We start from the raw sequence: 23,588 nt of genomic DNA on the forward strand, positions 1-23,588 counted from the left end.
GACCACAGGCTTGCATTCATCCCCGCCTAGAACTCCGGCGCGCTACGGAAAGCACTCGAACGGCGCAAGAATTGACAGGTTCGTATATCAGTTGCTCATCGGTCCGCAAAGGGGCCGTACGTCAGTTCCGCGTTAATCAGGTGCCGCAGAATGTCTGGTACGAACCGAAGTCCTGCGGCGCCGGGGTCGCGTAACGCTCAAGCCCGGGGCGCTCGTCGAATGGCGCGGTCACGGCGGCCAGCAGACCGTGCAACGGCTCCAGATCCCCGTCGGTCGCGGCGGTGAGGGCTTCCTCGACCAGGTGGTTGCGCGGGATGTACGCCGGGTTCACGCGGTCCATCGCGTCGGCGTCCGGCGACAGCTCGCGCCAGCGGGGGAGCCAGGCGTCGATGGCGGCGAGGTCGGTGAACAGCTCGCGGACCGGTTCGGGGTTGCCGCGCGCGGCCGTGCCGAGGCGGCGGTGGAACAGCGTGTGGTCGACGTGGTTGGCCTGCAGCAGGTCGAGCAGCTCGTTGACCAGCGCCGGGTCTGCCTCCCGGACACCGAGCTTGGCGAGCACCCCCGCCGTCCAGACGTCGTTGTACGTCCGCCGGAACCCGCCGAGCGCCGCCACGGCCAGCGCGATCGCCCGCTCCTGGTCGTCGGCCAGCAGCGGGAGCAGCGCCTCGGCCAGCCGCGCGAGGTTCCACTCGGCGATGGCGGGCTGGTTGCCGTACGCGTAGCGGGCGCCGTGGTCGATCGAGCTGAACACCGTGTCCGGGTCGAACGCCTCGATGAACGCGCACGGGCCGTAGTCGATGGTCTCGCCGGAGATCGTCATGTTGTCGGTGTTCATCACGCCGTGCACGAACCCCACCAGCATCCACCGCGCCACCAGGGAGGCCTGGGCCGCGACCACCGACTCGAACAGCGCGAGGTACCGGTTGTCGGCGTCCGTCGGGTGGTGCCGCTCGATCGCGAGGTCGGCGAGCCGCCGCAGGAGGTCGACGTCGTCGGTGGCCCGCGCGTACTGGAAGCTGCCGACCCGCAGGTGGCTGCTCGCGACCCGGGCGAGGACGGCCCCCGGCAGGATCGTCTCGCGCGGCACCGGTCGCCCCGTCGCCACCACGGCCAGCGACCGGGTCGTGGGGATCCCCAACGCGTGCATCGCCTCGCTGATGACGTACTCGCGCAGCATCGGCCCCACCGCCGCCAGCCCGTCCCCGCCGCGCGCGAACGTCGTGCGCCCCGACCCCTTGAGGTGCAGGTCGCGCAACCGACCGTCAGCGTGGACGAGTTCACCGAGCAGCAGCGCGCGACCGTCGCCCAACCGCGGCGAGTAGTGCCCGAACTGGTGCCCCGCGTACGCCTGCGCCACCGGGTTCGCCCCCGCCGGGACGTGCGTGCCGACCAGCAGCCCCACCCCTTCGGGCCCCCGCAGCCACCCGATGTCGAGCCCCAGCTCCCCGGCGACCGCCTCGTTGAGCACCAGCAACCGGGGCTCCGGCACCGGCTCGGCCTGCCAGGCCAGCGCCATCTCCGGCAACGCGCGGGCGAACTGGTCGCTCAGGGCAACGGTCACGGTGCTCACCCCACCACGGTACGGGTTCCCCACCGCCGCTGCCCTCCGGTGTCCACACCCCGGACGACCCGGTGGCCGCCGCGCGGACCGGGTGAACGGGCCGGGCGATCAGGTGATCATCGACCGGCCCGTCGCGGCGACCTGTTACGTTCCAAGGGAAACCGCCTCAGCGTCGCGCCGCGGCTGAACCCCGGGACTCCCATGACTGAGCCGCCCTACATCACCGAAGCCCGTGACACCTACGACCTGGTCGCCGACGACTACGAAGTGCGCCTCCGTGGGGACCTGGAGCGGAGATCGTTCGACCGGGCGATGTTGGCCGCGTTCGCCGAGCTGGTCGACGGGCAGGTGGCGGACCTGGGTTGCGGTCCCGGGAGGATCACCGCGCACCTCGATTCCCTTGGCCTGTCGGCGTTCGGGATCGACCTGTCGCCGGGGATGGTGGCGGTCGCCCGGAGGCGCTACCCCGACCTGCGCTTCACGGTGGGGTCGATGCTCGCCCTGGACCTGCCGGACAACTCCGTCGCGGGCGCCGTCGCCTGGTACTCGATCATCCACACGGACCCGTCGGACCTGCCGGTGCTCTTCGCCGAGCTGCACCGGGTCGTGGCCCCGGGCGGGTACCTCCTGGTGGCCTTCAAGGACGGCGACGAGCGGCGCCACCTGAAGCACGCCTACGGGCACGACCTGTCGCTGCGGGTGTACTGGCTGCCCACCGCGCGGGTCTCGGAGATGTTGGGCGCGGTCGGGTTCGCGGAGGTGGCCCGGTTGGTGCGGGCACCCGAGCCCCCGGAGGCCAGCGCGCAGGGGTACCTGATCATGCGGAAGCCCGCGTAGGCCGGGGGCATCCACAGGGGACCAATATCGCTTGCGGCCGGCGCCTGGGTTGCCGGACACTGTGCGGCCGGTGCCAGGACCTGCGGAAATCCGGAATCGGCGTGCCGAGCCGCACGGTGGCTGGGTGGGCGACAGAGGCGAAGTGGTGGCGCGTGTTCGATGTGATCATTGCCGGGTGCGGGCCGACGGGGGCCATGCTGGCCGCCGAACTGCGGTTGCACGACGTGCGGGTGCTCGTCGTGGAGAAGGAACCCGAGCCGGTGTCGTCGTACGTCCGGGTGGTGAGCCTGCACATCCGCAGCATCGAACTCATGGCGATGCGCGGCCTGCTGGATCGTCTCCTCGCACACGGGAGGCAGCGCCCGGTCGGTGGTGTCTTCGCAGGCATCCCCAAGCCCGCGCCCGAGGGCCTGGATTCCGCGTACGACTACCTGTTGGGCATCCCGCAGCCGGTCATCGACCGCCTGCTCGAAGAACACGCGGTCGACCTCGGTGCGCAGGTCCGGCGTGGTTGTGCGGTGGCCGGAGTCGAACAGGACGACGAGGGTGTGACGGTCGAACTGGCCGACGGCGAGCGTCTGCGGTCGCGCTACCTGGTCGGCTGTGACGGCGCCCGCAGCACGGTCCGCAAGCTGCTCGGCGTCGGTTTCCCCGGCGAGCCCTCGCGAAACGACACGCTGATGGGCGAACTGGAGGCGGCCGCGTCGCCCGAGGAGATCGCCATGAAGGTAGCCGAAGTCCGCAGTAGAGCGTTCAGCTTCGCCCCATTCGGCGAAGGCGTCTACCGCGTCGTGATCCCAGCTGCGGGGGTCAGCGAGGACCGCAACGAGCCGCCCACCATCGAGGACTTCGCACAGCAGCTACGCGCCCTCGTCGGCACCGACTTCGGCGTCCACTCCCCACACTGGCTATCCCGCTTCGGCGACGCGACCCGGCTGGTTGAGCAGTACCGCGTTGGCCGGGTTCTCTTGGCGGGCGAGGCGGCGCACATCCACCCACCTGCGGGCGGCCAAGGCCTGAACCTGGGCGTCCAGGACGCGGTCAACCTGGGTTGGAAGTTGGCGGCGCAGATCCAGGGCTGGGCGCCGGAAACCTTGCTGGACACCTATCACGCCGAACGCCACCCGGTCGCCGCTGGTGTGCTGGCGAACACTCGCGCTCAGGTGGCTTTGTCTGGCGCTGATCCGGGTTCGCAGGCTGTGCGTCAGCTGGTGGCTGAGCTGATGGACGTTGATGAGGTGAACCGGCGGCTGATCGAGAAGATCACTGCTACTGGCATCCGCTATGACTTCGGGGCTGAGTCTGAGTTGGTGGGGCGTCGGTTGGTGGATGTGGAACTGCGGGATGGGCGGGTGTTCGACCGTCTGCGCGCGGGGCGTGGGTTGGTGCTGGACCGGACGGGGCTGCTGGGTGTGGGTGGGTGGTCGGACCGGGTTGACCTTGTCGCTGATTCTGTTGCGGGGATTGAGGTATCGGCGGTTCTGGTGCGCCCGGATGGGTATGTGGCGTGGGTTGGGGAGGGGCAGGGGGAGCTGGAGGAGCAGCTCTCGCGGTGGTTTGGGGTGGCTCGGTAGCGGGTTAGCTGTCCGGCAGGGTGTCTGCCTCTGGTCGCTGAGTGCACTGCTTGGTTTGCGCCTCGTGGGCTAGAGCTGTCTGCGAAGGACGGAGCTGTCTGCAAGGGATGGAGTTGTCCATACGGGTCTGAGTTGTCCACAGGGTCGACTTTCAGCCTCTCCAGGCTTGCGTTCCCTTGGGTAGGCTGTGTATTCGGGGGTCTTTGGGTCGGGTTGATCTTGGCGGCCGTGGTTGGTGGGGCGTTGAGCTGGGGGAAGTCTGGGTCTCGTGCCTCCGCTGCGCTGCGGTGGACGCCTCGGCTGCGCCATCGGATTGACGCGAGTTTCGAGCAGAGCTCGATGGGGCGAACTTGTTTTGTGCGGGGCCCCTACGACACCCGTGGCAGGACCGCAAAGCAGGGGCCGAAAAGCATGGCCCTGTCCGCTGAACGACGCTACGGGTACCGTCCCCCCACACAAAACAAGTCCGCCCCATCGAGCCGGCCTGGCACCAGCCGCGTATCGGCCAACGTCGTTTGCGGGCGCGTGCCGGCCAATGTCGGCGGCGGATGGCAGGGGCAACGTGGGCGGGGTCTTGGACAGTCGTATGTGGTGGGCTGGGGTTGGGCGTGGGGACTTGGCGGAGCGTGGGGTGTTCAGGCGGCGAGCGTTGTGGGGCGTGGGGGCTTCATCGGGACGTGGCGAGGGTTAGAAGATTGACCAGCCGGTGATGGAGGTGAAGGTGGACAAGGCTTGGGTGGCGGCTATGGAGTTGCCGTGGGCGTCGAGGGCTGGGCCCCAGGCGCAGAGGATGCCTCGGCCGGGGATTACGGCGAGGATGGCGCCGCCGATGCCGCTTTTGGCGGGGAGGCCTACGGAGTAGGCGAAGTCGCCCGCGGCCTCGTAGGTGCCGCAGGTCAGCAGGATGGCGTTGAGGCGGGTGGTGTCGGCGGCGGACAGGAGGCGTTCGCCGTTGGTGCGGATGCCGCCTCGGGCGAGGAAGAGGGCGGCGGTGGCGAGTTGGCCGCAGGTGGCGGCGATGGCGCAGTGGCCGGTGTAGTGGTCGAGGACGTCCTCCACCGGGTGGTGCAGGTTGCCGTGGTCGGCGATGAGGTGCGCGATGGCGCTGTTGCGGTGGTTGTGCGCCTGTTCGTCGGCGGCCACCGCCTCGTCCACGTAGAGGCCGCCGCCAGACTCGGTGAGCAGGAGGTCCAGCACCGCCTGCTTGGCGTCGCCGGTGATGCCCAGCAGGCGGTCGGTCACCACGAGGGCGCCCGCGTTGACGAACGGGTTGCGCGGGATGCCGCAGTCGCCGTCGAGTTCGGACAGGGAGTTGAAGCGGTACACCGAGGGCTGCCGCCGGACGCGGGTCCACAGGGCCTCGCCGTCGTGGGCCAGCACCAGGGCCAGGCTGAACACCTTCGACACGCTCTGCACCGAGAACGCGGTGTCCCAGTCGCCCACGCCGACGAGTTCGCCGTCGACGCCCGCGTAGGCCAGCCCGAACCGGTGCGGGTCGATCCTGGCCAATGCCGGGATCGCCGAGGTCACCACGCCGGTGGTGACGGTGCCGACCGTCTCGCGCACTTCCGCCAGGACATCGCTTAGTTCCACGGTCGAGAGAGTGGCCGACCGGGCCCGCGCGGCCAATAAGGGAAAACCCTTACCGCTGGGCCAGCCTGGCTACCAGCTGTGCCCGGGAGTGCACGCCCAGCTTGCGGTACACCCGGGTCAGCGTCGCCTCGACGGTTTTGACGCTCACGGAGAGTGCTGTCGCCGCCTGCTGGTTGGTGGCCCCCGCGTGCACCAGCTCCGCCAGCCTCGTCTCGGTGCGGGTCAGGTCGCCCGCCATCGGCTCCAGGTGCGTGAGCTGCTGCGCGGCCAGCGCCGACCACGGCGGCGCGTCCAGCCGGTCGAACAGCTCCGCCGCCTCCACCAGCACCGACCGCGCCGAACCCCGCCGCCGCGCCCGCCGCTGCACCGCGGCCAGCGAGAGCAGGGTCCGACCAGCCTCGACGGGCAACCCGAGCGCCGTGAACCGCCCGACGACCGACCGCAGCTGGGTCGCCGAGCCCTCCGCGATCCCGGTCGACCGGTCGAGCATCGCCAGCACCCCGTCGCGGCCCAGTTCGACGGCGCGGACCCGCGTGGCCGCCACCAACTCCTCCGCCGACGCGTCACCCACCGCGACCATCGCCTCGGCCAGGTCCGCATGCCAGCGCAGGATCGACGGGTCGCCCACGCGCTGCGCGTGCTCCAGATCACGCACCCGCGACAGCACCGTGACCGCATCCTGGGACGCCGCCGTGACCAGCCGTACGACCCCGAGCGCGTGCAGGCACCGGGAGAGGTACACCCGGTCTTGCTCCTGTTCGGACGCGACCGCCCCGCGCCGCGCGTAGGCCACGGCACGCTCGAACGTCCCGCCCGCCGTTTCCGCTACCGCCGCCGTGTACCAGGCAGGTCCAGGCGACAACCCCGCCACTGCCGTCAGCTCTAGCCCCCGTCGCGCATAGGACAGCGCATGCCCGCACCGACCCGCACGCGCCTCTACCTCCGCCAACGACCGGAGCACGTCCACCACGTCGTCCACCGCCCCTGACCGTTGCGCGGCAGGTAGCAGTACCAGCAGGCGGGATCGCGCAGTGGTGAGGCGGTCGTCGAACACCGCGTGCCGCACGGCCAGGTACTCCGGCGTGTCGTGCACGTCGATCCCGGCGCCTCCTATCGCTAGAGCCTCGTCGAGTGCTCCTGTGTCGGGCAGCCCTAGAACCCGCTCCATCCGCGCGCACACCGTCAACGCCCGCGCCCGTACCGCCGTGTCGTGCACCACCAGGTCCGCGGCCTGCCGCGCTAGGCCACGACCCGCGACCGGGTCACCGGAGATGTTGGCGCGCACCGCCTCCCATAGACGCACCGACGCGAGTAGATCCGGATCGTCGCCCGCGTCTGCCACCGCCGCCGCGAGTTGGTCGTCCACATCGGTCATCGCCTGGCCCGCCGAGTCCGCGAGCGCCAGCCGCACGCGCAGCCGCTGCCGGGCGTCGGTGCTGCGGTCGAGCACCAGCCGCGCCGCGTTCCAGGCGCGTTCGGCCAGACCGGAGTGACCTGCGTCGACCGCCGCGTCACCCGCGCGCCGTAGTTGGGTGTCTTCGTCGGTCGGTGGGGTGCGCTGCGCGGCGAGGAGGCACAACTCGGCCGCGCGACGCCGGTTGCCCTGTCCGCGTACGACCGCCGCGGCCTTCTCGGCGGCGTCGGCGAGATCCGCGTCCGGCGCCGTTACCGCCAACGCGCGGTGCCGGATCTGTTCGACCGGGTCATCTACCGCGCGCGCGAGGTCTTCGTGCAACGCCAGGCGCTGATCGTAGGGGATGTCCGCGGCCAACGTCGCCGAGACCGCGCCTGCCGTGAACGACACGGAGTCCAGTTCGTCCACAGTGACCAGGTCCTCGACATCGACCAGCGCCACGCCGCCCGCTCTATGCAGACACGCGAGGGTCGGATGCTCGGCCAACGCCGCCAGACGCAGTGTGCGCAGGACCGCCGGGTCCAACTCGGCCAGCCGAGTACCCACCGCGTGCCGTACAGCATCGGGCAACGGTACGGCCGCGACGAGTTCGCGGCCGCCAAGAGCCGCGCCGTACTCCAAGGCCAGGCCCGGGTTACCGCCGCTGAGTGCGTGCACGCGACCCGCCCAGCGGTAGCGGAACCCGTTGTGCGCCAGCAGCTCCGCGACGTCGTCCGGGCTCAGCGGCGACACCGGGCCGCGCACCGCGTCCTCGCCGCAGATGGCCACCCCCCGGACCGGGCGCTGGTGCGTGCGCTCGGCGACGACCACCCGCAGGTCCGCCGCGTGCCGCACGGCGAACCCGATCAGCTCGGCGCTCACCCGATCGAGCCACTGCGCGTTGTCCACGACCAGCACCCCGGACAGCGCCCGCACGGTGTCCACCGCGATCGTCCGACCAGCCAGACCGTCCGCCGTGGGCAACGACGGCAACCCGGCCGCCGCCCGCAGTTCGGCCAGACCGGCGCCGGGCACCTCGGCGTCCGCCTGCTGCGGCGCGATCACCACCGCCGACCCCGCGCGCTCGGCCAGGGCCGTGGCCAGCGCGGTCTTGCCGATCCCGGCCGGTCCGTACAGCACCAACCGGGGGTGGTCGTGATCCGCGAGCCGGGCACCGACGAGGGGCATCAGCCCATCTTGGGCCGCCGACGCGGGCCCCACCAGCGGGAACCCGCTGGACGAGGGGTTTCCCCCATTTCGGCGCCATCCCGTCGTCCCTAGCTTCGACGACACCCTGCAACCGACTCCGACGGAGTTGAACATGCGATACCGAACAGCCCTCTGGTTGGCGTGCGCGCTGACCTTATCCGTGAGTGCCGGGTACGCCTATGGCGGCAGCCAGGAGGACCCAGTCGCCGACGCTCTTAGCCGTGACCTCGGGATCACCCAGGCCGAGGCACAAGACCGGCTCGCGATCCAAGCACAGGCCCAAAGCGTCGTGGCAGCCCTACCGCGCACCGGCACGGCAGGCGTCTGGCTCGACGGTGGACTCAAGGTCGCGGTGACCGACGAGGCGACCGCGAAGGCCGTGCGCGACCTCGGCGCGGAGCCCGTCATGGTGCGCCGCGACCAGGCGGCCCTGGACCGGCTCGTGCAGACCGTCGCCGGGCACGCGTTCCCGGGTGTCACCGGCTGGGGGATCGACCCCCCGACCAACGAGGTAGAGGTCCGCGTCGACCGGAGCCGCACGTCCCGCGCGTTCCCGGCCATCGACGGGGTCCGGGTCGTGGCGACGACCTCCTCGCCCGTGCAGCAGAGCGGCACCGTGCAGCCGGGCAACCCGTGGTGGCCGGGCAGCGAGTCCAACTGCTCGGTCGGGTTCCCGGCCACGGATTCCTCCGGCGGCAAGCACTTCCTGACCGCCGGGCACTGCACCAACGACGCCAACCAGGCCGCGTACGGCCAGAGCGGGAGCCAGAACCGGATCGGTACCTCTAACGTCGGCGGTTCGCGGACCGTCAACGCACGCGAAGGTGACATGGGGGTCGTTGCGGTAACCGAGTCCGGGTGGAACCTGTCTGCGGCGGTCAATACCTGGGGGAGTAGCGCTGTCACGGTGACCGGGTCGGTAGAGCCGATCGTCGGTCAGGCGGTGTGCCACTCGGGCAACACGTCGAAGTGGCAGTGCGGCGAGGTCACGGCGGTCAACCAGACCATCAGCTACGGGAGTGTGGTCGTCGAGGGGTTGGCCACGACGACCGCGTGCTCGCTCGGCGGCGACTCCGGTGGCGCGTGGCTGGCGGGCGACAAGGCCGTCGGCCTGCACTCCGGCGGCGCCTCCTCGTGCAGCCCCGGTGGGGCGCGGGACCAGTCCATCTTCCAGCCGGTGAACGAGGCACTGCGCAAGTGGGGTCTCACCCTGGTCACCGGTGGCGGGGGTGGTGACACGCAGGCGCCGACCGCGCCGGGTAACCCGCGCGCGACGGACACGACGAGCAACAGCGTGACCCTCGCGTGGGACGCCGCTACCGACAACGTCGGCGTTACCGGCTACACCGTCTACAACGGAACCGCTGTCGCTGCCTCTGGCGCTGGCACTACCGCGACGGTCAGCAACCTGACGCCAGACACCGCGTACACCTTCACGGTGAAGGCCACGGACGCGGCAGGGAACGCCTCACCGGCCAGTGCGGCGGTGCAAGCTCGTACCAAGCCGGGGGACACGGGCGGCGGTCGCACTGTCCGCAGTGACACCGACTACCAGATCCGCGACTACACGACGGTCATCAGCCCGCTGACGTCAACGGTTTCCGGTAGGGCAGCCACGACGGTGAAGGTCACCGTCGCCGCCACACACACCTGCCAGCAGGACCTCAACATCAACCTGGTGGGCCCGTCCGGCACCTGGTACTCGCTGCAGCGCTACGGCGGCTTCCAGTGCACCGCGTTCCCCAACCCGAAGACGTTCTCGGTGGCCAACGTCAACGAGAACGCCGGCGGTAAGTGGACCCTCCGCATCGGCGACAACGGCTCCGGCGACACCGGGGTGCTCGACGCGTGGTCGGTCACCCTGTGACCCAGGGCTGATCCGCTGGTGAACCAGCCGCCACACCACCCGTGTGGCGGCTGGCCCGCGCTACCGCAGGCCGCCCAGGAACGCGGTGAGGGCGCGGTAGTAGGGCTCGACGGTGGTGAGGTCGGCGTACTCGTCCGGTCCGTGCTGGCCGTCGCCGCCGATCCCGAAGATCACCGCGTCGACGCCTTTCTGGTAATAGAACCGGGAATCCGCGGCGCCGTGCTTGCGGAGGAAGTCGCCCGAGTAGCCCTGCGACTGGGCGGCGCTGCGCAGTGCGGCCACCGCGGCGCTGTCCGGGTCGGCGTGGTGGGGCGGCTCGACGCGGTCGACCTCGACGGTGACGCCGGGCGGGCACAGCGCGGTCAGGTGGGCGGTGACCTCGGCAGGCGTGCGGTTCGCGAAGTCGGCGTCCCCCGGGGTGAAGCGGATGTCCAGCCACGCCGTGGCTTCGGCGGGCACCTGGTTGATCGCGCCGGGCTCGGTCTCCACCCTGGCCACGTTGACGGTCGTACGCCACACCTCCTCGGTCGCGACCGGGTATGCCGCCAGGACTCCGTCTACCGCCCGCATGAGCTTGAGGACGGCGTTGTCGCCCAGCCACTGATACGCGCTGTGGGCCCGTAGGCCACTAGCGCGCAGACGTGCCGTGAGCAGCCCCTTAGACTCGATCACCACGCGCAGGCCGCTGTACTCGCCGATCACTACGAAGTCCGCATCGACTCCCTGCGCGAGTTGGTATCCCGTCCCGTCGTGGCCGCCGATCTCTTCGTCTGTGACCAGCTGTAGCCCTACCGGCACTTGGGCCTCTACATCGCGGAACGCCATCGCTAGCGCTAACGCCGAGAGCTTCATGTCCTGCGCCCCACGCGCGTAGAGCCGATCACCCACCCGCCGCGGCTCGAACTGCTCCGGCGTCCCGGGCACCACATCCAGATGCCCGTTGAACACCACCCGGAACCGCGGCCGCTCAGCACCCCGGTACACCAACGCACTCGGCTTGCCCCCCGACTCGAACCGCTCAACGGTCACCCCAGCGCCGACCACCCCCAACACGAAGTCCAGGGCCCGCCCCAACTCCACCCCCCGATCCGCCGTGGACGGGATAGCCAACAACTCTTCGGCCGCCACCAGGAACTCGTCCATGTCCATACCGCCATCCTCCCGCAGATCGACATGACCCATCCGTGGCGCCGACTGCCACCGGTCGAGTGATGCCGGGAAGTGTTGCGCGGCATAGCCTTGCGGTGTCCAGTCAGTCGGGGGAGGCAGTGGTGCGGTTCGTCTTGGCGCTCGTCCTGGTGTTGGTGCTGTCACCGACACCGGCGTACTTGGTCGCGCCGATCACGGGGGTTGCTGGCGTCGCTGAGGCCGATGGGATCGCTGGAGTCATCGTCAACTCGATGGCGGCCGAGTACCCGTCGATCGTCGAGCACGGACCGGTGCCGTCGTCGCTGCCGATCGGGGGCGTGTGCGAGGTCGAGTTCGACCGCACCGGCGCGTTGTGGGTGGAGCAGTACCTCAGCAGCCAGGTCACCAGGTTCGAGCAGGCGACCGGGCGGTTCACCACCTTCAGCACCCCGATGCCGCTGTCGGTTCCCGGCGGCATGGACGTCGACTTGGCGGGCGACCTGTGGCTGCCGCAGGTCACCGGAAACAGCCTGCTGCGCGTTGACACCGCCGACGGCTCCATGACCGAACTCCCGCTGCCCTGGGCGAACGCCTTCACCCTGGAGCGCCTGCACCTGGGCATCGGCCTGCCCAACGATCTCGCGCTCGGACCGGATGGGGCGCTCTGGTTCACCCTCGGCGGCCTCAACTCGATCGGGCGCTACGACCCGCGCACCGGCGCGTGGGACCGGTTCCCCGTACCAGGGGAGATCCTCGGTCAGGTCGGCGCGCTGTTCGGCATCATCAAACCCGGCCCGGGCCGCACCGTGCTGTTCGACCTACCGCAGCTCAACAAGGTCGCGACCCTCGACGTCGACACCCACCGCTTCACCCAGTACGTGATGCCCACCCCGCTGTCCTTCCCCGTCGGCCTCCGCACCGCGGCCGACGGCACCATCTGGGTCGCCGAGGCACTCGGCATGAAGATCGCCCGCATCACCCCTGGCACCGGCCAGATCACCGAGTACCCACTGCTCGGCGTCAACGGCCTGCTCACCAGCCTGCTCGACGGCCTCGCCATCGGCAGCATCGGCAACCCACTGCCCATGCCCGGCCCCATCGCCGAAGCAGGCGACGGCAACATCTACTTCGCCGTCAGCTTCCCCGCCGCCTTCGGCCTCGGCAACCAGATCGCCCGCTTCAACCCCGCCACCCACCAAGTCCGCACCTGGCCCACCCCCTCGACAGCCTCCTACCCCTGCGACATCAACGTCCACGACCCCACCGCCATCTGGTTCGGCCTCCTCACCACCAACAAGATCGCCCACCTCCCCCTCCCCTGACCAGCCCGGTTTGTGCGCCCGGCGCGACATCCCGATCATGGTCCAGTGCGCGACCGCGACAATGAATCCGACGAAGACCCCGACAAGGACCCCTCCCACCCGGGAGTCCGCAACTCCATCAGCGGCTTCGTCGCGGGTGACATCGTCCAAGCAGGCTCGTACACCGCCTCCTACAGCGCGCCCGCCTTGGCCCCGACCAGCGACGACCACACCGCGTTGCGAACCCTGCTGCGCAAGTGTGTCGTCGATCTGGGGGAGACCCTGGGCGTCGTGATTGGGCCAGGTCAGGCCCTGGTGTTGGGTGGGTCCGCGCGGACCGAGACCGTCGCTCTCGACTCCGTCGCGCCCGATTTGGCGGTGCTCGCACCCGACCTCGTGATCGGCGACCACCTGGAGGCGTACGAGTACCTCCCGGACTCATCCGCTCCCCGGCTGGTTGTCCTGGAGTGGGACGGTCGATTCGACGACCAGGCACGTCAAGTTCTCCGCCACCAAGGCAGGCCACAACGCCTCACCGGCAGCCCCGTACTCAACCTCCGCACCGGCTCGGTGTGCGGCTTGGTGGACGCCCGACACGGTCTCGCCCTGGCAGCACCCGACCCTGCGGCCATCGCCGGACAGCCCATCAACCAGAAATGGCTCACCCTGCTCACGCGCGAACAACTGACCGCGGGTGGCCATCGCTACCCCGATCAACGATTGCGTGACTATCTGACGGCGGTACGCGATTCCGCGGACTCCCACCCGTACGCCCAGTTCCTGGAGAGACTTGGTCACCCACCGCCGCTGTCCCAACTCTACGTGCGGCAGCAGGCCGACCAGGATGGGCACAGGATCCCCGCGACTGACGTGGTTGCCCGCCACCCGCGCGGCGTGCAGGTGATTGGCGAGCCGGGGATGGGGAAGTCCAGTCTGCTCCGGCACATCGCGACGACCGAGGCAGCCCGGTGGCTCACCAGCGGAACAGGGGCGTTCGTGCCGGTGCAGGTCCCGGCCGAGGTACTCAGCCGCGAGTTGCCCTTGGTGGAAGCGTTGGCGGTCGGGGTGTCTGACGGCGTGTTCCAAGCCAAGTTCAGCCACGCCGGACTCGCGGAGCTGTTCGCCTCCGAGCCCATCGCGGGAGTGCCGTGGCTGGTGTTGGTCGACGCGCTCGACGAGGCCCCCGACCACGCGAGAGCCAAGGTGCTGGAGAGCATCACCCGTCTTCGCGACAACCTGTGCTTCGAAGTGGTCGTCACCAGCCGTCCCTTGGGAATCGACCTCGGTGCCCGGCTCGCCCGCGGCTCCGGCGACCGTGCACCGACCTACATGATCGAACGGTTCACCAGGGCACAACGCGACAGGTTCGCGGAGAAGTGGTTCACGGCGCTGGGCAACGCCACCCCCGCCGAGACCGCGTCGCGATTCCTGCGTCGCGCTGACGAACCGCAGTTGCGCGAACTCACCCACATCCCGCTGATGGCCACGATGCTGTTCATCCTCTTCAACAGCGATGACACCGCGCAGTTGCCGGTCAACCAACACGAGTTGTTCGTGCAGTTCATCCAGTTGGCCACGGACAAGCTCGGCAAGCCGACCGAACGTCGGAGCGAGACGAACCCCGTGCGGTCCAAGCTCATGCTGGCGCTCATGGAGATCGCCCACCGCAGGCACTGTGCGCGCGAGTTGGACCGGCGACCACTGCTGGACCAAGTCCTCGACTCGCCCAAGATGTGCTGGGGCGATCTGAGGTCGGTGCCTGAGCGCCGCGATGCCGCGGTCGCGGCGTTGCGTGCCAGTGGCCTGGTGACCCAGACCAGCCGCGGCTTCGATTTCCTGCACCCCACCATTGGGGAGTTCCTCGCCGCCCGCCACCTGGTGGTGCGTTACTCGCGTGGCCCAGAAGTGCACCAGCCGCGCAGCCTCGCCTTGCTGGCGCCGCGCCGAACCTGGCCGTGGCCGCACTACAAGGTCAAGGTTTTCCTCGCGGCGGGCTGGCTGGACTCCAACGTCGATCTCACCAGGCAACTGCGGCGGCTGCTGGCCTGGCCGCACCGGTCGCGCAACATCGAGTTCATCGCTGAGCTCGCCTACCACGGGATCCCGGCGGCGCGCCTGCCTGTCGACGTTCGCGACCGCGCGACCAGATATTTCGTCGACTCGGTCAAGTCGACCACGGGTGAGGCTTGGCAGCGAGCCGTGCACCTGCTGTGGACCTACGACCCGGCCGTGGCCGCTCGAGCCGTCACGAGTCGGATCAGGGCACTGGCGGCCATGGGCCCGGGTCGCGACTGGACGCGGTCGTGGCGCTGCTCGACCGCGACCACCCGGATGGTCCGGCCCAGCTCGCCTGGCTGGCCGATCACCTCACGGGCGAGCCAGCGGCACGGCTCGCCGCGGCGCAGCGCATGCTGGACTTGAACCGCGACGCGGGAACCAGGGCTCTGACGGCTCTGGTGAATGACCGGGATATGGGGCTTCACCGGGTCAAGGCCGCGACGGTGAGCCGTTCGGTAGACCTGGTCAGGTCGCTCACATACCCCGAGCACGCCGACATCAACCTCCGAGTGGCCGCCTTGATCGCGCTTCTTCCCCTTGATGCCAAGACCGCGATCAGGGGGCTGCGCGATATCGTCGCCCACGTTCACCGACTGGAGATCCTGCTCGACTTGGCCGAGGCGGTTCAACCGCACCACAAAGAGTTCGCCCTCGAAGTGGCCGAAGGTGTGATCACCTCGGCACGTGCGGACAGCGCGGAGCGCCTCGCGGCGCTACGGGTCATCGGCACCTCGGCGCCGGATCGCGCCGGTGAACTCGCGACCGGGCTGGCCCGTGACACCAGGAATGCCGCCGGTCTGCGGCTCGACGCGGCGTTGCTGGTCGCCACGAAGTACGGCGGGAGCACGAAGGTCTTGCGAGAACTAGTGCGAGCCGGGTTGGTTCCCAGGGGTCGACTGGTGTCTCTAGCCGAGAGCGTCGGGAGTCTCGACCGAGAACTCGCCGCGGACCTCTATCTCGACGAGGCGTCGCGATTGCGTGGTCGGCAGCGCCTCGAAGTGCAGCGGAAAGCGATGAACCTGCACCCGAGCAAGGGGATGAAAGCCGTGCGGGAGACGCTCATGGATCGGCGCACGGACGACCGGCTCCGCCTGGAGGAAGCGCGCCACCTGAGCGCGGCCTTCGAACTTGATGTCTACGAGAGTCTGGCGGAGACGGGGAGCTTCGACTACGCCTTCGCCGCAGCCGAGAAGGTGCGCGAACGAGATGCCGCCCGGGGCCGAGAACTCTTTGCTGTCATCGCGCAACGCGGGTCTCTGCCTGGCGGGAACCGAATGAAGGCAGCGATCGCCTCGGGGGACAAGCGGGTCATCGAGCGAGTCAACCGGGTGAAGGGCGTGCCAGAACGAGATCGCCTCAGCGGTGCTCGGCACCTGGGCAAAGCGGGCGATCGGGTCCGGGCGGGTTTGGCCCAGTCAGCCGAGGATCCGTTCGTCAGGATCACTGCGGCGATGGAGTTGTCGAGCGATCGGCGGGCCGCCGACTTGTTGGCCGAGCACTCGGCCAACCGTACGGCCGCCGCTGAGTCTCGGCTGGAGGCGGCGATCGAGGCGCGGAAGAGGAACCGCAAGATCGGGAATGGTGCGTTGAAGGCTCTCAGCGAGGACCCTGAGATCCCGAAGGCGGTTCGGCGGCGGGCGGAGAAGGAGCGGGGACGCTGGTAGGTCGGCGTGTCGGGGGTGGGGGTAGGGCTGGGCGGTGGGAGACTGGTCGGCGATGTATACGCCGTCGGAGATCGCGGATTTGTTGGAGTGCGAGCACCGGAGTGTGCTCGGGCAGGCGAACGCGGCCGGGATCGCGGGGGCGCCGCAGCCGGGGGCTGGGCCGGATCGGGTCACGGTCAAGCACGGGCGGGAGCACGAGCGGGCGACGTTGACGCGGCTGCGAGGGGAGCAGCACGCGGTGGTCGAGATCGACTCGCGGGATCCGGTGACGGCGGCGGCGGAGACGGCTGAGGCGCTGCGGGCCGGGGTGCCGGTGGTGTACCAGGCGGTGTTCCACGAGCCGGGCGGGATGACCGGGCGGGCGGACTTCCTGGTGCGCGGTGACGACGGCCGCTACGAGGTGTACGACACGAAGCTGGCCAGGCACGCGCGGCCCGCCGCCGTCATCCAGGTCGTCGCCTACGCCGACGCGTTGGCCAGGGCGGGGCACCCGGCCGGGCCGGAGACGCACCTGCTGCTCGGCGACGGGAGCCGCGCGTCGTTCCGGGTGGACGAGTTCCTCCCGTTGTTGCGCCGGTTGCAACAGCGCCTCCTCGCCCGCGAACCCCACCTGCCCGACCGCCTCTGGGGTGACGAGCGCCCCGCCTGCTCCGGCTGCCCCTACGCCGAGCACTGCGCCGCCGGACGTGCCGCCGACCGTGACCTCGCGCTGGTGGCGGGCATGCGCTCCGACCAGCGCCGCAAGTTGGTCGACGGCGGCCTGACCACCATCGACGCCCTCGCCGCCGCCGGCCCCGAGGACCGGCCCACGACGCTGTCGCTCGCGTCCTACACCGCGCTCCGGGCCCAGGCCGCGATCCAGGTCCGCCAAGACGCCACCGGCGAGGTCGCCTATGAGGTCGTCGACCCCGACGCGCTCGCCACGATCCCGCCGCCCAGTCCCGGTGACGTCTTCTTCGACATGGAGGGCGACCCGTACGCGATCGGCGGCACCGGCCTGGAGTACCTGTTCGGCGCGGTCGCCGACGACACGTTCACGCCGTTCTGGGCGCACACCCGGGCCGCCGAGCGCCGGGCGTTCGAGCGGTTCGTCGACTTCGCCACCGCCCGGCTCGCGGAGCACCCCGACGCGCACGTCTACCACTACGCGCCGTACGAGTCGTCCGCCCTTAAGCGCCTCGCCGCTCTGCACGGCACGCGCGAAGACGCCGTGGACAGGTTGCTGCGCCACGGTTCCCTCATCGACCTCTATGCCGTGGTGCGTAAGGCGTTGCGCGTCTCGCAGCGTACATACTCGATCAAAGCGCTAGAGCCGCTCTACATGCCAGAGGCCCGCGAGGGCGAGGTCAAGACGGCCGTGTCGAGCATAGAGGCGTACGAGGACTACCTGACGCTCACCACCGCCGGGGAGACTGAGCGCGCCGCCGAGATCCTGCAGGGCATCGCCGACTACAACGAGTACGACTGCGTCTCCACCCAGCGGCTTTTCGAGTTCCTGCACCAGGTCCGCCGCGAGGAGGGCATCGAGACCAGGCACGAGGTCGACGAGTCCGAATTGGACGCCGGGCTGCGCGACGTCCAGGACGACGAGCGCGCCAGGAAGGCCGAGGAGCTGGCCCGGCTGGTCGACACCCTCATCGACGGCCTCCCGGACGACCCCGCCGACTTCACCCCCGACGACCGGGCCCGCGCGCTGCTCGCCGCGTCCGTCGGCTACTACCGGCGTGAGACGAACCCAGCCTGGTGGGAGTACTTCCGCCAGCTCGCCGCCCCGCTGCACGACCTGGAGGCCGACACGACCTGCGCCGTGCCGGTCCGGGTCGACGCGGGGGAGTGGGAGCCGCCGAAACGCCGCAACGGCAGGCACAAGCGCGTGCTGCGGGTGGTGTGCGACCAGGACCGGCCGCACCCGTTCGCCGTTGGTGACCAGGTCCGGCTGCGTTACGGCGCTGACAGCCACGATGGCAAGGTCACCGAGGCCACCGCCGACCGCATCGTGGTCGAGGAGAGCCGCGCACCCGACGCGATCGCCCCGGGCGTGGTGCAGGCCGTGCTGCCCGGCGAACCGGTGCGGCCCGCGCCGAAGGACGAGGCCGTGCTCGACCTGGCCAAACAGGTCGCCGACGCGCTCCCCGCCCAATCAGCCTTCGCCCTGGCCATCCCATCGGCCGCGCCCGCGCTTCCCCCACACCCCGGCATCGACCTGCTGCGCCGCACACCACCGAGATTGCGCGGCGGCGGGGCTCTCCCGGCGCCGGGTGACGACCTGGTGCGCACGGTCATCGAGACCGTCGACGCGCTGGACGGCTCGACCCTGGCTGTGCAGGGACCTCCCGGCGCGGGCAAGACCTACCTCGCGGGCAGGCTCATCGCGCACCTGGTCAAGTCCGGCCGCACCGTCGGCGTGACCTCAACCAGCCACAAGGCGGTCGAGAACGTCCTCACAGCAGCCCTGTCCGCCGCGCCGGACCTGCCCGTCGCGAAACGCCCGCGTGGCACCACTCCGGCGCCGGACGTGGCCTGGGACCAGCCGAAGAACTTCGCCGCGCTGGCCGGGTGGCGCCGGGAGCACGACACCGGTCACCTGGTCGGCGGCACCGCGTGGAACTTCGCCAACAAAGCGCTCCGCGAGGACCCGTTCGACGTGCTGATCGTCGACGAGGCTGGCCAGTTCGCCCTCGCCGACGCGCTCGCGGTGTCCACCTGCGCCCGCAACCTCGTGCTGCTCGGCGACCCGCGCCAGCTCCCGCAGGTCGTCCAGGGCACCCACCCGGCCGGGGCCGAGGCCTCCGCGCTCGGGCACCTGCTCGGCGCCGCCGACATCATCCCGCCCGACCTGGGGTTCTTTCTCGACCAGACCCGCCGCATGCACCCCGACGTCTGCGCGCCGGTGTCCCGGCTGTCCTACGCGGGCAGGCTGCACGCCCACCCGAGCGCCGCCGAGCGGTCCATCGCGGGGGTGGTGCCGGGGCTGCATGTGCTGGAGGTCGACCACCGGGGCAACACGACTCGGTCCACTGAGGAGGCCGCCGCTGTCGCGGAGCTGGTGACCATGTTGCACGGCCGTGCCTTCGATGACCGGGGCTCGTCTCGGCCCATTGGTGATCGCGACATCCTTGTTGTCGCGCCGTACAACTTGCAGGCCCGGGTGGTGACTAGGGCGCTGGCGGCGGCGGGACACCCGGACGTGCGGGTGGGCACGGTCGACCGGTTCCAGGGCCAGGAGGCACCGGTCGTGATCGCCACGATGACTTCCTCCTCGGCGGCCGACCTCCCACGCGGCCTGGACTTCCTCCTCTCCCGCAACCGCCTCAACGTCGCCCTCTCCCGAGCCCAAACCCTCGCCGTCCTGGTCTGCTCCCCACACCTCGTGACCGCCGACATCCGCACCACAGACCAGATGCGCCTCGTCTCCGGCATGATCGGCCTACTCGACGACGCCATCCCTTGGGTGACGACCCGCTGACACTGTGCTCGGATGATCACCGTCAAGCCGATGTTCGCCTTGGCGCTATCGCCTCGCGCGCCTTGGTGGCCTTGACCAGGCGGTTCGGGTCTTGAGGTCCGCCATTTTCCACTCCGCTGGGTGACAGAAGTTGTCCACATGTGGATCTCTGCGGGGGTGCTTTCAAGATCGACTGTCGGGGGGTCCTTGTAGACTGGACCAGGGCCGCCCCCCGGAGAGGGTGGGGGCTGGGCGGGGGAGGGACCGCGTGCGCGCGCGAAGCGGGTGCGGCGGGGTAAGAGGGTTCAGCGCCGCGTCGTGGCCGCGCTCGGGAAGTCCCCGCAGCGCATCCGGTTGAGTCCACTGTGGACGGTCGGCCGCGCTGGATGGCCTTAGTTGATCACTCTGGCGACGACTTGCCCTCGGCCGTGCCTGTATCGGCGACCCTCACGCCTCTGACCAGGCGATATGCTGCCGCTCCCATCCCGAATTTCCGTCTTCTGGGTGACAGAAGTTATCCACATGTGGATCTCCACGGTGCCTGTTTCAAGATCGTCCGTGGGTGGGTCCCGGTAGACTGGACCTGGGCCGCCCCCCGGAGAGGGTGGGGGCCGGGCTGGGGTGGACCGCGCGCGGGCGCGAAGCGGGGCGGTGGGGCGAGGCTGGCGCGTGGGCGGGTAGCGGGGCGGTGGGGCTGGGGTGGCTCGATAGAGCTAAGTAGGGCGGTAGCGCTTGGTGGGGTGGTTGGGCTAAGCGCGGCGGTGGCGCTGAGTTGGCGGCGGGGTGCAGCGGGGCGATAGCGCTGAGCGGGGGTAGCGCCAAGTGGGGCGGTTGGGTGTAGCGGGGCGATAGTGCTGAGCGGGTGGTGGGGCGAAGTTGGCGTGTGGGGGCGAAGCGGGGCGGTTGGGGGGACGGGGTGGGTGGCGCAAAGCGGGGGCGGGTGAGCGAAATGGTGCGGTGGTGAGCTTTGGGCGGGATCACGGGCCAGCTGTGGTGAGGCTGCGGCGTGGTGGTCCTGAGGTGAGGCGCATGGGGTGGGTTGGCGGGGTCAGGGTGGGGTGGGTGTGAAGGCGGTGGGGATGCCTGCCTTGTCCAGCAGTGCCCGTAGGGCGGTGGTGTCGTGTGTGTCGCCGGTGGCGGTGGTGATGGTGTGGGGTAGGTCGGTGGCGTCGAAGGTGGGGAGGAGTAGGCGGACCTCGGCGGCCCAGTTGATGGACCAGCGGCCGTGGCCGGTGGTGGAGAGGGCGAGTTCCACCAGTTGTTGCAGCTCGGTGGCCACTGCCTTCGCGGCGTGGGTGCGGCGGGCTTGGGGGCCGCCTACTCGGCTGGGGTCTTCTGGGGCGAGGTCGACCACGCGGTTGGCGTCGAGGGCGTTGAGGACGGTGCCGAGGGTGGGGTCGCCGCCCATGATCTTGGCGGCGGTGGTGGTCAGGCGGTTCGTGGCCTTCGCGAACAGGTTCTGGGCGCCGACGTGGTGGAAGGTGTCCCAGTCGACGCGTTTCTTCTGGTCGGCGCCCTCGTCGATGGCCGTCATCAACACCCGGTCCAGCAGCCGCTCGGGGCCGTCCAGCAGCGCCAAGGCCTGCTGGTCCGCCCAGTCCCGCGGTGACGGCGCGCCGAGTGCCTCGATGGCCGCGATCCTGACCTTGGTCGGCGGGTGCGAGTCGTACGGGTCGGCGTCCTCGTCGGTGTCCTGGGAGCGGATGTCGTCGAGCACCGGCTGGACCTCCGGGGCGCCAGCCATCGCCGTGAAGCCCGCGTAGATCGACGTGGGCAGGTAGCCCGCCGCCCAGCCCTTGGCGAGGTGCCCGTTGAGGAACATGTGCCACGAGAAGCCGATCGCGCCGACCTCGCGCAGCGCGGAGGCGGCCGACGCGGAGCCGACGATCTTGGCCGACACCGCGTCCGCGGCCAGCTCCTGGCGCCTGCAGGTCGCGCTGGACAGTCGCATGTAGACCTTCGCGTAGCCGACGAAGACCCTGTGCAGCAACGCCTGGAGCCGGTGCTCGCGGTTCATCCCGACCACCACGCGGCGGATCGCGTCGCGCCCGGTGACGACGATGCCGGACAGCCGCGTGTCGCTGTTGGCGTAGTGGCCCAGTTCGTGCGCGAGCACCGAGGCGAGTTGCCGCTCGCTCAACGCCGCCAGCAACGGCGCGCCGATGTACATCCGGCGCTCCGTCACGACCAGCCCGAGGAACCGGGTGCTCTCGGACACGGCCGCGTTCACGTCGGCGATCACCCGGATCTGGTCCGGCGGTGGGGTGCCGACCTGCTCGGCGATCCGGTTCACCAGCGCCCACAGCCGGGGCTGCTGCTCCGGGGTGACTCGCAGGCCGGGCTCCGCGCCGGACTCGTGCCGCTCGAGGGTGACCACGGCCGCGACCACCGCGAACGTCGCGGGCACGACGAAGAACCCGAGTTTGATCGCGGTGAACGGCGCGTGCTCGAACGCCATGAACTCGAGCGCGACCATCCCGCCCACCAGCGCGAGCGCGAGCAGGTAGAAACCGACCAACATCGCCACCGCCAAGGCGGCGCGCAACAACACCATCGTCCCCAGTGCCTTTCCCCAGTAGCCGCCCCCAGAGCGGCCTAGGGAGTGTGCACCAAGACCCCCACCCGCGCAAACACCCCGCCCGCGCCCACCTGGCCACCGGTAACGGCCATCACAACCTCGCGATCCACGAGCGGTCCTATGTGGTCAGGGCGCGGATCTTCTCGACGTGCGGGTCGGGTTTGTCGCAGCGGACGAACAGCACCGAGCCGTCGGTGAAGGTGACCGCCAGGAAGCGCGGCGCCGGGATCGACCGGCCCACCAGGGCGGTGTGGTACCCGGCGATCCGGTCCTGGGGCACGCTGAACTGGATGTGCGGGATGTCGCCCTCCGCCCAGTCGGTCCGGTTGCCCTTGGGCCTGCCGAACATCCCGCGCGGCCGTGTGTCGGGCGCGTCGGCCAAGAGCTTGCGCGGGAACATCACCACCAGCCTGCGCCGGGTCACCGCGACCGATACCAGCCCCCGGCCCGCGGCCCCCGCCTCGACCACACGCACGGCGTCCTGCTGGGGGTGGGCGGCCTCGGCCCAGCACCCGATCGCCGGGTCGTCGGCCCAGTCGCCGCCGGGGGCGCCGTTGGCGATGAGCTCGGCGGGCAGTCGCCACCGGTGCCGGTCCTCCACCAGGCGCGGCGCGTCCGGCCCTGGCAGGTGCGGCACGGTCACGACGCCCGCGACCCGGGAGCCCAGGCACACCCACTTGACGGGCAGCGCCACCGACTCGGCCTCGTCCGGCGCGAAGGGGAGGGGTTCGGTCACTCGGGCGCTCCTGCCGACAACGCGATCATCCGGTCCGCATCCGCTTGCGTCGAGTCGTTCCAGAGCCAGTAGTCGATGGCGGACCGGTCGGTGAGGGTCACCCGCAAGAGAGGTCGGTTTCCCGACGGCCCGATCGCCGCGATGTCCTCGCGGGGGACGGAGAGCACTTCCTCCAGCCTGACGGTGGTCGTCGCCTTGCCGAAGCCCCGGCTGAACACGGAGGTGACGTCGCGACCGAGTTGCACCAGGTCGCCGAGGGCCTGCCGGGTGGGGTTGTCCGACTCCACGACCGCGCTCCGGTTCTCCTCGAGCAGCAGGATCCGTCGCGTGGTGAGCGCCCACACCTTGATGAGGGCGGCGGCGTGACCGATCCGTGCCGCGGCGCAGTCAGGCGTCTCGCCGACCACCATCACGTCGTAGGTCGGCTCGTGCTTCGACTCACCGTCGACAGTGGCCGCGAGGACCGCGCCCGCGCCGTTGGCGAGGGCCCGTCCCACTCGGCGTCCCCAGCCCGGCTGCGGGGTGCCGTCCCGCCGCAGCCCGCGCACCTGGAAGCCCACCGAGTAGGTCTTGGCGGCCCACAGCAACTGTTCCCCGGCGTCGAGCAGCGGCCGGACCGCGGCCGCCACACCCAGCTCGTCCAC

At 70.3% G+C, this 23,588-nt stretch carries 14 protein-coding genes; 7 read left to right on the plus strand and 7 right to left on the minus strand.

All coding sequences use genetic code 11. The features are described 5' to 3' along the window. Window positions 1-136: 136 nt before the first annotated feature. A complete protein-coding gene (locus tag LV79_RS33050; RefSeq protein ID WP_253842252.1) occupies window positions 137-1,570 on the minus strand; it encodes a protein adenylyltransferase SelO in 1,434 nt (477 codons plus the stop codon). Window positions 1,571-1,762: 192 nt separating this feature from the next. On the opposite strand from LV79_RS33050, the gene LV79_RS33055 reads away from it, so the two are divergent. Both LV79_RS33055 and LV79_RS33060 read left to right on the plus strand, forming a co-directional pair. Further along, window positions 1,763-2,398, plus strand: a complete 636-nt coding sequence (locus LV79_RS33055) for a class I SAM-dependent DNA methyltransferase (RefSeq protein WP_253842253.1) — start codon at window positions 1,763-1,765, stop codon at window positions 2,396-2,398. Between the two features lie 152 nt (window positions 2,399-2,550). After that, window positions 2,551-3,972: an FAD-dependent monooxygenase gene (locus LV79_RS33060; RefSeq protein ID WP_285470700.1), complete on the plus strand. Its 1,422-nt coding sequence runs from the start codon at window positions 2,551-2,553 to the stop codon at window positions 3,970-3,972. A gap of 687 nt (window positions 3,973-4,659) precedes the next feature. On the opposite strand, the gene glsA is transcribed toward LV79_RS33060, so the two are convergent. Further along, window positions 4,660-5,565 carry a glutaminase A gene (glsA, locus tag LV79_RS33065; RefSeq protein ID WP_253842254.1) on the minus strand — a complete coding sequence of 302 codons (906 nt, stop codon included), beginning with the start codon at window positions 5,563-5,565 and terminating at the stop codon, window positions 4,660-4,662. 49 nt (window positions 5,566-5,614) lie between these two features. Continuing rightward, window positions 5,615-8,146, minus strand: a complete 2,532-nt coding sequence (locus LV79_RS33070; protein WP_253842255.1) for a helix-turn-helix transcriptional regulator — start codon at window positions 8,144-8,146, stop codon at window positions 5,615-5,617. 133 nt (window positions 8,147-8,279) lie between these two features. On the opposite strand from LV79_RS33070, the gene LV79_RS33075 reads away from it, so the two are divergent. Then, window positions 8,280-10,034 carry a proprotein convertase P-domain-containing protein gene (locus tag LV79_RS33075; protein ID WP_253842256.1) on the plus strand — a complete coding sequence of 585 codons (1,755 nt, stop codon included), beginning with the start codon at window positions 8,280-8,282 and terminating at the stop codon, window positions 10,032-10,034. 60 nt (window positions 10,035-10,094) lie between these two features. Here LV79_RS33075 and LV79_RS33080 read toward each other — a convergent pair whose 3' ends face one another. Continuing rightward, a complete protein-coding gene (locus LV79_RS33080) occupies window positions 10,095-11,183 on the minus strand; it encodes a M20 family metallopeptidase (RefSeq protein WP_253842257.1) in 1,089 nt (362 codons plus the stop codon). 122 nt (window positions 11,184-11,305) lie between these two features. On the opposite strand from LV79_RS33080, the gene LV79_RS33085 reads away from it, so the two are divergent. From LV79_RS33085 to LV79_RS33100, 4 genes are read left to right on the plus strand one after another with little or no spacing between them, the layout of a single operon-like run. Further along, window positions 11,306-12,484 carry a Vgb family protein gene (locus LV79_RS33085; RefSeq protein WP_253842258.1) on the plus strand — a complete coding sequence of 393 codons (1,179 nt, stop codon included), beginning with the start codon at window positions 11,306-11,308 and terminating at the stop codon, window positions 12,482-12,484. Between the two features lie 45 nt (window positions 12,485-12,529). After that, window positions 12,530-14,884: an NACHT domain-containing protein gene (locus tag LV79_RS33090; RefSeq protein ID WP_253842259.1), complete on the plus strand. Its 2,355-nt coding sequence runs from the start codon at window positions 12,530-12,532 to the stop codon at window positions 14,882-14,884. After that, the gene (locus tag LV79_RS33095) at window positions 14,767-16,185 is read left to right on the plus strand and encodes a hypothetical protein (RefSeq protein ID WP_253842260.1); all 1,419 of its coding nucleotides are present in this window, start codon (window positions 14,767-14,769) and stop codon (window positions 16,183-16,185) included. Before LV79_RS33090 ends, LV79_RS33095 begins: the two co-directional genes overlap by 118 nt. A gap of 52 nt (window positions 16,186-16,237) precedes the next feature. Then, entirely contained in the window at window positions 16,238-19,651 is a 3,414-nt protein-coding gene (locus LV79_RS33100; protein ID WP_253842261.1) for a TM0106 family RecB-like putative nuclease, read from the plus strand. Window positions 19,652-20,678: 1,027 nt separating this feature from the next. Here the strand turns inward: LV79_RS33100 and LV79_RS33105 are convergent. The 3 genes from LV79_RS33105 to LV79_RS33115 all read right to left on the minus strand — a co-directional run bounded on the left by LV79_RS33105 (window position 20,679) and on the right by LV79_RS33115 (window position 23,588). Then, window positions 20,679-22,184: a M48 family metallopeptidase gene (locus LV79_RS33105; RefSeq protein ID WP_253842262.1), complete on the minus strand. Its 1,506-nt coding sequence runs from the start codon at window positions 22,182-22,184 to the stop codon at window positions 20,679-20,681. 142 nt (window positions 22,185-22,326) lie between these two features. After that, on the minus strand, window positions 22,327-22,944 hold the full coding sequence (locus tag LV79_RS33110; RefSeq protein ID WP_253842263.1) for a hypothetical protein: 618 nt from the start codon (window positions 22,942-22,944) through the stop codon (window positions 22,327-22,329). Further along, window positions 22,941-23,588: a hypothetical protein gene (locus tag LV79_RS33115; protein WP_253842264.1), complete on the minus strand. Its 648-nt coding sequence runs from the start codon at window positions 23,586-23,588 to the stop codon at window positions 22,941-22,943. Before LV79_RS33115 ends, LV79_RS33110 begins: the two co-directional genes overlap by 4 nt.

It is taken from the genome of Actinokineospora globicatena (assembly GCF_024171945.1).
Taxonomy (GTDB): Bacteria; Actinomycetota; Actinomycetes; order Mycobacteriales; family Pseudonocardiaceae; genus Actinokineospora; species Actinokineospora globicatena.